At 60.6% G+C, this 9,768-nt stretch carries 8 protein-coding genes; 5 read left to right on the forward strand and 3 right to left on the reverse strand.

Annotation, left to right across the window (positions count from 1 at the left end; all coding sequences use genetic code 11):
• Positions 1-45: 45 nt before the first annotated feature.
• Both ubiD and ACODSV_RS25585 read left to right on the forward strand, forming a co-directional pair.
• Positions 46-1,512, forward strand: coding sequence for a 4-hydroxy-3-polyprenylbenzoate decarboxylase (gene ubiD, locus ACODSV_RS25580; RefSeq protein ID WP_150053872.1), 1,467 nt, complete (start codon positions 46-48; stop codon positions 1,510-1,512).
• Positions 1,512-2,480 (forward strand): CDP-6-deoxy-delta-3,4-glucoseen reductase, encoded by a 969-nt coding sequence (locus tag ACODSV_RS25585; protein WP_024078016.1) that lies wholly within the window; start codon positions 1,512-1,514, stop codon positions 2,478-2,480. Before ubiD ends, ACODSV_RS25585 begins: the two co-directional genes overlap by 1 nt.
• A gap of 128 nt (positions 2,481-2,608) precedes the next feature.
• Here ACODSV_RS25585 and ACODSV_RS25590 read toward each other — a convergent pair whose 3' ends face one another.
• Positions 2,609-3,091 (reverse strand): sn-glycerol-3-phosphate transporter, encoded by a 483-nt coding sequence (locus ACODSV_RS25590; RefSeq protein ID WP_150056163.1) that lies wholly within the window; start codon positions 3,089-3,091, stop codon positions 2,609-2,611.
• 329 nt (positions 3,092-3,420) lie between these two features.
• Between ACODSV_RS25590 and ACODSV_RS25595 the strand changes: the two genes are divergently transcribed.
• Together ACODSV_RS25595 and ACODSV_RS25600 are read left to right on the forward strand one after the other, a co-directional pair.
• Positions 3,421-5,808, forward strand: coding sequence for a TonB-dependent receptor plug domain-containing protein (locus ACODSV_RS25595; protein WP_024078014.1), 2,388 nt, complete (start codon positions 3,421-3,423; stop codon positions 5,806-5,808).
• A gap of 40 nt (positions 5,809-5,848) precedes the next feature.
• Positions 5,849-6,502: a gamma-glutamylcyclotransferase gene (locus ACODSV_RS25600; protein ID WP_024078013.1), complete on the forward strand. Its 654-nt coding sequence runs from the start codon at positions 5,849-5,851 to the stop codon at positions 6,500-6,502.
• On the opposite strand, the gene glpT is transcribed toward ACODSV_RS25600, so the two are convergent.
• Positions 6,499-7,836, reverse strand: coding sequence for a glycerol-3-phosphate transporter (gene glpT / locus ACODSV_RS25605; RefSeq protein ID WP_024078012.1), 1,338 nt, complete (start codon positions 7,834-7,836; stop codon positions 6,499-6,501). The genes ACODSV_RS25600 and glpT overlap by 4 nt on opposite strands.
• A gap of 294 nt (positions 7,837-8,130) precedes the next feature.
• Complete coding sequence (locus tag ACODSV_RS25610) at positions 8,131-9,108, reverse strand: NADPH:quinone oxidoreductase family protein (RefSeq protein WP_069077247.1); 978 nt, start codon at positions 9,106-9,108, stop codon at positions 8,131-8,133.
• A 150-nt stretch (positions 9,109-9,258) separates the two neighbouring features.
• Between ACODSV_RS25610 and ACODSV_RS25615 the strand changes: the two genes are divergently transcribed.
• Entirely contained in the window at positions 9,259-9,666 is a 408-nt protein-coding gene (locus ACODSV_RS25615) for a flagellar basal body-associated protein FliL (protein ID WP_024078010.1), read from the forward strand.
• Positions 9,667-9,768: the final 102 nt, after the last annotated feature.

The raw sequence follows: 9,768 nt of genomic DNA on the forward strand, positions 1-9,768 counted from the left end.
TCAGAGCAGGTAGGATGTACGCCTATTTTACGGGTGGCATGGTTAATGAAATTCAAGGATCTTCGGGATTTCGTGCAGCAACTTGAGCAGCGCGGAGAGTTGAAACGTATCCAGGTACCGGTTTCCCCGGTGCTGGAAATGACTGAGATTTGCGACCGTACCCTGCGTAACAAGGGCCCGGCGCTGCTGTTCGAGAACCCGACCGGCTTTGATATCCCGGTGCTCGGCAACCTGTTCGGCACCCCCGACCGCGTGGCCTTTGGCATGGGCGCCGAATCGGTCAGCGAATTGCGCGAGATCGGCAAGCTGCTGGCATTCCTCAAGGAGCCCGAGCCTCCCAAGGGCTTGAAGGATGCCTGGTCGAAGCTGCCGATTTTCCGCAAGATCATTGCCATGGCGCCCAAGGTGGTCAAGGACGCGGTGTGCCAGGAAGTGATCATCGAGGGTGATGACGTCGACCTGGGCATGTTGCCGGTGCAGACCTGCTGGCCCGGCGACGTCGGCCCGCTGATCACCTGGGGCCTGACCGTCACCAAGGGCCCGAACAAGGATCGCCAGAACCTCGGCATCTACCGTCAGCAAGTGATCGGCCGCAACAAAGTGATCATGCGTTGGCTGAGCCACCGCGGCGGTGCCCTCGATTTCCGTGAGTGGTGTGAAAAGCACCCGGGCAAGCCGTTCCCGGTTTCCGTGGCGCTGGGTGCCGACCCGGCGACCATCCTCGGCGCCGTGACGCCGGTACCGGACAGCCTGTCCGAATACGCATTCGCCGGCCTGCTGCGCGGCAACCGCACTGAGCTGGTGAAGTGCCGTGGCAACGACCTGCAAGTACCGGCCACCGCCGAAATCATCCTCGAAGGCGTGATTCACCCCGGTGAAATGGCCGATGAGGGCCCTTACGGTGACCACACCGGTTACTACAACGAAGTCGACAGTTTCCCGGTGTTCACTGTCGAACGCATTACCCATCGAATCAAGCCGATCTACCACAGCACCTACACTGGCCGACCACCGGATGAGCCGGCGATCCTCGGCGTGGCGCTCAACGAAGTGTTCGTGCCGATCCTGCAAAAGCAATTCCCGGAGATCACCGACTTCTACCTGCCGCCGGAAGGCTGTTCGTACCGCATGGCCATTGTGACCATGAAGAAGTCGTACCCAGGCCATGCCAAGCGGGTCATGCTGGGTGTGTGGTCGTTTTTGCGACAGTTCATGTACACCAAGTTCGTTATTGTCACCGACGACGACATCAACGCCCGTGACTGGAACGACGTGATCTGGGCCATCACCACACGCATGGACCCCAAGCGCGATACGGTGATGATCGACAATACGCCGATCGACTACCTTGACTTCGCCTCGCCGGTGTCGGGGCTGGGGTCGAAGATGGGCCTGGATGCCACCCATAAGTGGCCGGGTGAAACCACCCGCGAGTGGGGGCGGGTGATCGTCAAGGATGAAGCCGTGACGGCGCGTGTCGATGCGATCTGGAAAGAATTGGGAATAGATTGATGCGTGTAACCCTGCAACCTTCCGGTGCGGTACTGGAGTTGGTCCCTGGCGAGCGAATTCTCGAAGGCGCCCGCCGCCTGGGCTACGAGTGCCCGCAAGCCTGTCGCAACGGCGTGTGCCACGTGTGTGCGGCGCTCCTGGTGGAAGGCCGCGTGCAGCAGGCCGGCGAGGTGCGCGACCATGGTGAGTTCTATACCTGCATCGCCGAGCCACTGGAAGATTGTGTGGTGTTGTGGGATGGCGTGCTGGCACCGGGTGAGTTACCGCTGCGCAAGTTGGCGTGCCAGTTGAGCGAGTGCGTGGAGGTCGGTGGCGATGTGTGGCGCGTGCGCCTGCGCGCCCCGGCCGGCAAGGCAGTGCGTTACCACGCTGGGCAATACCTGATGATCGAGCGGGAGAACGGCGAGAAGTCGGCGTTTTCCCTGGCCTCCGCGCCCCATGCCGGGCGCGACCTGGAGCTGCACGTGCTGGCCCGCGAGGACAGCGCGCGCAACTTGCTGGAGCAGTTGCAGCGCAACCGGATGGCTCGCATTGAGCTGCCGTTTGGCGACACCCACCTGGCTGAGCTGCCAGACGGGCCGCTGGTATTGATCGCCGCCGGCACCGGCATGGCGCAGATGCACAGCCTGATCGAGCATTGCCGCGCCTCTGGCTTCAAGCACCCGGTGCACCTGTATTGGGGCGTGCGTCGTCCAGAAGACTTCTACGAGATCGAGCATTGGGATCAATGGGCTCAACTGCCCAACCTGTTCCTGCACAAAGTCGTCAGCGACCTGTGTGGCTGGCAGGGTCGCTGCGGGCTGTTGCATGAGGCCGTGTGCGAGGACATTGCCGACCTGAAGGCGGTGCATGTCTACGCCAGCGGTTCGCCGGCGATGATCTACGGGACCTTGGACGCACTGGTGGAGGCCGGCATGGATGCGCACCAGATGCGCGCCGACGTATTCGCCTACGCCCCGCGGCCCTGACGCGATCAAACGGTGGGAGGGGCGGTGCGACGATTCGACGTGCTCCCATAGCGGTGTATCAGTCCAAATGAGCTGGCTGGCACTTCCCTATCGGGAGCAAGCCACCCGCCACAATGGTTTGTGCCGGCTCAGAATCGTACTCCGGTCGTCACCATCGCCGCATTGAACCCCAGCAATACCAGTTCCGCCGCCACCGGCCCGTAATGGGTGCCCACGGACGGAATGATCACCGGCGCCACGCCAAAATGGTTCAACGGGATCTTGTCGCGATATTCGCCGCGATAACCCTGGATCGCCCCGCCTGTCAGTTTCACATACACCGGATAGTCAGCCATGTCATAGCGCTTGCCCGCGTAGACGTAGTACGAACGCTGGCTGAACGAGTTGCGAAACGTCGCGCCGCCATATACCAGGCCTGACGGCTCATTGCGTTCCAGCCCGATCAAGTCTTGCTGGTTATTGTGGTCCGGGTCCGGCGCGAAGTGGCGAGTGTAGACGCTGGTCTGCGCATACCAGAAGCCTTTGTCGTCATTGGCGGGCGGCGCTTCGGCAGCGAGGGCCGTGGTGGCCTGGGCCAGGAACAGCAGGCCGGGCAGTCGATATTTTTTCATGGAGGCGACCTCGATAGTCGGTGTGAGAGGCGGCTAAGTGGGTCGTGATGTGCACGCTATTTTGACGGCTTGACGTGCGCCCAGGCTGAACCGGGGCTGAAAGTAGCGGGATTGCTGCCCTGAATCCTGACGAAAGGGCGGGGGGGCTTATACTTTTGCTTATTCTTTTAAGGTATTTAATTTATTTGATAGATATCTTTAAGCTATATATCAACGGACTACCGAACGACAGACACTAACCAATCACTGACCGCCACCGCCCGCCAGCCGGATCGATCGTACGCACTCAGCGCAATGAAGTTCTGAGTGTTGATTCCAAGGGGAGCGGTATGGGGAGCTACAAGAAACACGCGCTGTACTCAGCGATTTTGTCGGCCAATTTGCTGACCGCTGTGGGATTCAATCCAGTCCAGGCGGCTGAAACGCCCGCCGCCGATGTACCCAAACTCGACACGGTGATTGTCACCGGTACCCGTGCCCAGGAGCGCACGGCCAGCGCTTCACTGTCGCCTATCGATGTGATTTCCGGCGAGACCCTACGCAGTACCGGCTCCGATGAGCTGGGGGCGGTGCTGGCGCGCCTGATTCCGTCGATCAACTTCCCTCGCCCAAGCCTGGTGGACGGTGCCGAGCTGGTACGACCTGCACAGTTGCGCGGCCTGTCGCCGGACCAGGTGCTGGTGCTGGTCAACGGCAAGCGCCGCCACACCAGTGCGTTCGTCAACCTGGGCGGTGCGGTAGGGCGTGGTTCGGCCCCGGCGGATTTGAATGCGATCCCGCTGTCGGCGGTGGATCATATCGAAGTGCTGCGTGACGGCGCTTCCGCGCGCTACGGCTCCGATGCCATCGCGGGTGTGATCAACGTGATCCTCAAGCACGCTGACCATGGCGGCTCGATCTCCACCAAGTTTGGCGAATACAAGAAGGGCGATGGCATCCAGCGCAATATCAGCGGCAACACTGGCCTGGCTTTGGGTGACAACGGCTTTATCAACCTCTCGGCCGAAGGTGCCGACAACGACTACACCAACCGCGCCGGGGATGATTTCCGGCCGGGCAGCGTGGGTTCCACCACCTACGGCCAGCGCGTGTTCCGACAAGGCGAGCCGGCGACCAATGAAGGCAAATTGCAGTTCAACTCCGAATATTCCTTCAACGATGCGGCCGAGTTCTACTCTTTCGGCGGTTACAGCAAGCGACGCGGCGAGACGGCAGCGTTCTACCGGGCGAGCAATGCGTCCAACAACATCCCGGCGCTCAACCCCAACGGCTACCTGCCGCTGATCAAAGGCGACCTGGAGGACACCTCACTGGTGGTGGGCTTGCGCGGCTTGCTGGCCTACGACTGGCATTACGACTTCTCGGCCAATTACGGCAAGAACCAGTACGCGCTGAGCACCGAAACCATCAACACCTCCCTGGGCCTGGCCACGCCGCGCAAGTTCGATAACGGCACGTTGAGCAACGACCAGAAGCAAATCAGCCTGGACCTGTCTCGCGAGTTCGACGTGGGTTGGCTGCCTTACCCGGTGTCCGTGGCGTTTGGTGGTGAATACTTGCACCAGGGGTATGAAATCGAGGCGGGAGAGCCCGCCTCTTATTACCAGACCGGCAGCTCGGGGTTAGGTGGCTTTCGTGATGCTGATGCGGGCACCAGCACACGGCATAACTGGGCACAGTACCTGGATCTGGAAACCAACTTCACCGAAAAACTCAGTGCCTCGGCTGCCGTGCGCCATGAGGACTACAGCGACTTTGGCTCCAATGTCAGCGGCTCGCTGTCAGCGCGTTACGACTTCACCCCGCAAGTCGCGGTGCGCGGCAGTATTTCCAATGGTTTCCGCGCACCGTCCCTGGCCCAGCAGAACTTTGCCTACACCTCCTCGCAGTTGATCGGCAGTACGATCCAGGAAGCCGGCACCTTCCCGGCCAACAGCCAGGTGGCCCGTCTGCTCGGTGCCGAAGACCTCAAGGCCGAGAAATCGCGCAACTACAGCCTCGGCCTGGTACTGGAACCGGCCGATGACTTGACCGTGACGCTGGACGTGTACCGCATCGATATCCGTGACCGCATCAGCCTTTCGTCCAACCTGAACCTCAACCCGGCGGCGATTGCTTACCTGCAGGCCAATGGCGTGGGCAATATCAACTACACCAGTGCGCGGTACTTCACCAATGCCACCGACACCAGCACCGACGGCGTCGACCTGGTGGCCAACTATCGCTATCAACTCGATAACGGCATCCGCTGGAACAGCACCGTGGGCTACAACTACAACCACACCAAGGTCACCGACGTGAAAGCCAACCCGGCCGTCCTCGATAGCCTGGGGGTGAACCTGCTGCGAGTGGACCGTCGCGAGCGCATCGGTTTGCTCGGCGATACCACGCCCCAGCACAAACTGAGCCTGGGTAACGACTTCACCTTCGGCCGGTGGGCGTTGCACAGCAACCTGGTGCGCTATGGTGAATTCACCAGTTACCAGGCCGACAAGGTCAACGACCAGACCTTCAAGGCGGCCTGGGTGCTCGACCTGTCGGTGGACTACAAGCTGAAGAACTGGACCTTCACCCTGGGCGGCGACAACGTTACGGATAAATACCCGGAGAAGGTCAACGCCTTCGCCAGCAGTGGTGGCAATTTGGCCTATAGCACTTTTTCGCCATACGGTTACAGCGGCGCGTTCTATTACGGTAAAGTTGCTTACAACTGGTAACAGCTTTTCGCAGCAACACAGGAGACCTAAGCGATCCGCCATGACCGTTATTGAAACCGATCTTTTGCAATTGGCTTACCCTCCGCGGCTCGATCTGGGGCCGCAACTCACTCACGAACAGTTGATGAGCTCAATGCAGGCCACCATGGCCAGGCATAAGGGTGGGCCGGTCTGGTTATTCGCTTATGGTTCGCTGATCTGGCGCCCTGAGTGCTCCTCGACCGAGCGCGTGCGGGCACGGGTCCACGGTTATCACCGGGGCCTGTACCTGTGGTCCCACGAGCATCGGGGTACACCGGAACTACCAGGGTTGGTGTTCGGGCTGGATCGGGGCGGTTCGTGCAGCGGGTTTGCCTACCGCCTGCCGGAAGATCAGCTGGAGGCCTCGCTTTATGCCCTGTGGCAGCGCGAGATGCCTTACCCCTCCTATCGGCCGCACTGGCTCAGTTGCCGTCTGGAAGATGGCAGCCAGGTACAGGCGTTAGGGTTTGTCTTGGAGCGGCATTTACCCAGCTACGCCGGCAACTTGCCCGATATCGTGCTCAATCACGTATTGCAAAGCGCTTGCGGGCGTTACGGCACTACGCGCGATTATGTCGAGCAGACCGTCAACGCCCTGCGTAGCCACGCCATGCCAGACAAGAATCTGGAGGCGCGGCTCAAGCGTTGTGCCAAGGATTGCTCAGGTGATTAACGCGCCGAGCTGACACTGTTGGTGTGCCATAAGGTTGGGATCAGGAAGGCGATGGCCAGCAGGCACGCGCCGATCAACAGCACGAAGCCACCGTCCCAGCCGAAATGGTCCACCGTGTAGCCCATGGCCGCGCTCGCCGCCACCGAACCGCCCAGGTAACCGAACAGGCCGGTGAAGCCCGCTGCCGTACCGGCGGCTTTCTTCGGCGCCAGTTCCAGCGCCTGCAGGCCGATCAGCATCACCGGGCCGTAGATCAGGAAGCCGATGGAGAACAGCGCGATCATATCGACCATCGGGTTGCCCGGCGGGTTGAGCCAGTAGACCAGGGTGGCCAAGGTTACCAACGTCATGAACACGATGCCGGTCAGGCCTCGGTTACCGCGGAAAATCTTGTCCGACATCCAGCCGCACAACAGCGTGCCTGGAATACCGGCCCATTCGTAGAAGAAGTACGCCCAGGACGACTTGTCGACCGTGAAGTGCTTGGCTTCTTTCAAGTAGGTTGGCGCCCAGTCCAGTACGCCATAGCGCAGCAGGTAGACGAACACGTTGGCGAAGGCTATGTACCACAGCATTTTGTTGCGCAGCACGTACTTGACGAAGATTTCCTTGGCGCTGAATTCGTCTTCGTGGCTGGCGTCGTAGCCTTCCGGGTAGTCGTTCTTGTACTGCTCGATCGGCGGCAGGCCAACCGATTGCGGGGTGTCGCGCATGGTGATGAAGGCAAACGCCGCCACCAGCAACGCTACGGTTGCCGGCACATAGAACGCCGCATGCCAGTCGTTGAACCAGGCCATGCCCAACAGGAACAGCGGGCCGATCAGGCCTCCGCCGACGTTATGCGCGACGTTCCAGACCGAGACTACGCGGCCGCGTTCTTTTTGCGACCACCAGTGCACCATGGTGCGTCCGCTTGGCGGCCAGCCCATGCCCTGGGCCCAGCCATTGATGAACAGCAGAATGAACATCATGGTCACGCTGGACGTTGCCCAAGGTGCGAAACCGAAAATGAACATCACCCCCGCCGATACCAGCAGGCCGAAGGGCAGGAAGTAGCGCGGGTTGGAGCGGTCGGACACCAGGCCCATCAGGAACTTGGACAAGCCGTAGGCAATCGCGATGGCCGACATTGCCAGGCCCAGTTCGCCACGGGTGTAACCCTCGTCGATCAGGTAAGGCATGGCCAGGGAGAAGTTCTTGCGCAGCAGGTAGTACCCGGCGTATCCGAAGAAAATACCGGCGAAGATCTGCCAGCGCAGTCGTCGGTAGGTACTGTCTATTTTTTCTTCAGGCAGGGGTGCCTGGTGCGCGGCAGGACGAAAAAAAGCAAACATTCAAGAGCTCCAGATTTCTTGTTTTGACTGCGGATGCGAATGTTACAGTTTCGTTACCGAAAATAGCATCGCGTCTTATGTGCAAACACAAGAAAACAGAGCAAGCGCGTGTTCTCTTACGAACATGTCGATAATCGATACGTGGTGGTCGTTTAGCGCTTCTCAGACCAATGCAGAGCAAATGTGGGAGGGGGCTTGTCCCCGATGGCGGTGACTCAGTCAACAGTTGCATCAACTGACCCACAGCAATCGGGGGCAAGCCCCCTCCCACACTGATCGCATTTCACGTGGCTATCAGCGGGTCTGGACGACGACCTTGCCGACCGCCTTGCGCTGGCCGAGATCATTGATCGCCTGTGCGGCTTGTTCCAGCGGATACACCTGCGACACCAGCGGCTTGAGCTTGCCCTCGGCGTACCAGGCAAACAACTGGTGGAAGTTCGCCGCATTATCCTGCGGCTGGCGCTGGGCGAACGAGCCCCAGAACACCCCGACCACCGCCGCACCTTTGAGCAGCGCCAGGTTCACCGGTAGCTCCGGAATGCGCCCACTGGCAAACCCCACGACCAGCAGGCGGCCGTTCCAGGCGATTGCGCGGATGGCCTGGTCAAACAGGTCGCCACCCACCGGGTCGTAGATCACATCGGCGCCGTTGCCATCGGTCAGGCGCTTGATCTCGTCTTTCAGGCTGGCTTCGCTGTAATTGATCAGTTCATCGGCGCCGGCCGCCTTGGCCACCGCGAGCTTGTCGGCGCTGCTGGCGGCGGCGATCACGCGCGCGCCCATGGCCTTGCCAATTTCCACGGCGGCCAGGCCCACGCCACCGGAGGCGCCGAGCACCAGCAGGGTTTCGCCAGGTTGCAGGTTGGCCCGTTGTTTCAGGGCGTGCATCGACGTGCCGTAGGTCATGCTGAACGCGGCTGCGGTGTTGAAGTCCATGCTCGGCGGGATCGGCAGCACGTTATAGCCGGGTACGGCGACCTGTTCGGCAAAGCTGCCCCAGCCTGTCAGCGCCATGACCCGGTCGCCGACCTTCAGGTGGCTGACCTTTTCGCCCACTTCACTGACCACCCCCGCCGCTTCGCCGCCCGGCGAGAACGGGAAAGGCGGCTTGAACTGGTACTTGCCCTCAATGATCAAGGTATCCGGGAAGTTGACCCCGGCCGCGTGCACGTCCAGCAGGATTTCGTTCTTCTTGATCGCCGGGCTGGGGATCTCTTCCAGCACCAGGGTTTCGGCAGGGCCGAAGGCTTTGCACAGCACAGCTTTCATCGGACTATTCCTTTTGGCGTCGTGGCCGATAAGTGTAGGAGGGTACGCCCGGGGGTCAACGAGCATGCCCTGGCCTGATAAGTCGCCATAAGCTTGTGCTCAGCCTTGCTAGCGTTATGCTACCTGGCAATCGAATGTGAGGAATGAACTGTGAAAGCGTGGATCCCGTTGATGCTGGCCCTGACCTTGCCGATGGCAGCCCAGGCCGAAGAAGCCAAAGAAGGTGAGGCACCGAAGGTCAGCTATATCAGCCTGACTCCGCCGTTCGTGGGCAACTATGGCCTGGATGGCACGGCAAAGCTCAAGGTGTACAAGGCCGACATCGCCCTGCGCGTCACCGGCCCCGAAGCGGCGGCGCTGGTCAAATCCAACGATGCATTGATTCGCAACCAGTTGGTGGCACTGTTCACCCAGCAGACCAACGAGACCATGAGCAGTGTCGAAGGCAAGGAAAAGCTGCGCCAGGAAGCACTCAAGCAAACCCAGCAAGTGATGAGTGACGAAACCGGCAAACCGGTGGTGGAAGACCTGCTGTTCAATAACCTCATCATCCAGTAACTGTGGCGATCGCGCTTACTGTGGCGAGCCGGCTTGTTGTGGCGAGCGGGCTTGCCCTAATGCCGTTCAGTTAAGCGTACATCGCCTTCTGTAGGAGCGAGC

The sequence above is a fragment of the Pseudomonas sp. FG86 genome, from assembly GCF_057808775.1.

Bases quoted from the DNA above. Each gene is read 5' to 3' on its own strand.
- ACODSV_RS25600 (WP_024078013.1), top strand. From the start codon at position 5,849: ATGACCGTTATTGAAACCGATCTTTTGCAATTGGCTTACCCTCCGCGG.
- ACODSV_RS25585 (WP_024078016.1), top strand. From the start codon at position 1,512: ATGCGTGTAACCCTGCAACCTTCCGGTGCGGTACTGGAGTTGGTCCCT.
- ACODSV_RS25610 (WP_069077247.1), bottom strand. From the start codon at position 9,108: ATGAAAGCTGTGCTGTGCAAAGCCTTCGGCCCTGCCGAAACCCTGGTG.
- ACODSV_RS25595 (WP_024078014.1), top strand. From the start codon at position 3,421: ATGGGGAGCTACAAGAAACACGCGCTGTACTCAGCGATTTTGTCGGCC.
- glpT (WP_024078012.1), bottom strand. From the start codon at position 7,836: ATGTTTGCTTTTTTTCGTCCTGCCGCGCACCAGGCACCCCTGCCTGAA.
- ACODSV_RS25590 (WP_150056163.1), bottom strand. From the start codon at position 3,091: ATGAAAAAATATCGACTGCCCGGCCTGCTGTTCCTGGCCCAGGCCACC.
- ubiD (WP_150053872.1), top strand. From the start codon at position 46: ATGAAATTCAAGGATCTTCGGGATTTCGTGCAGCAACTTGAGCAGCGC.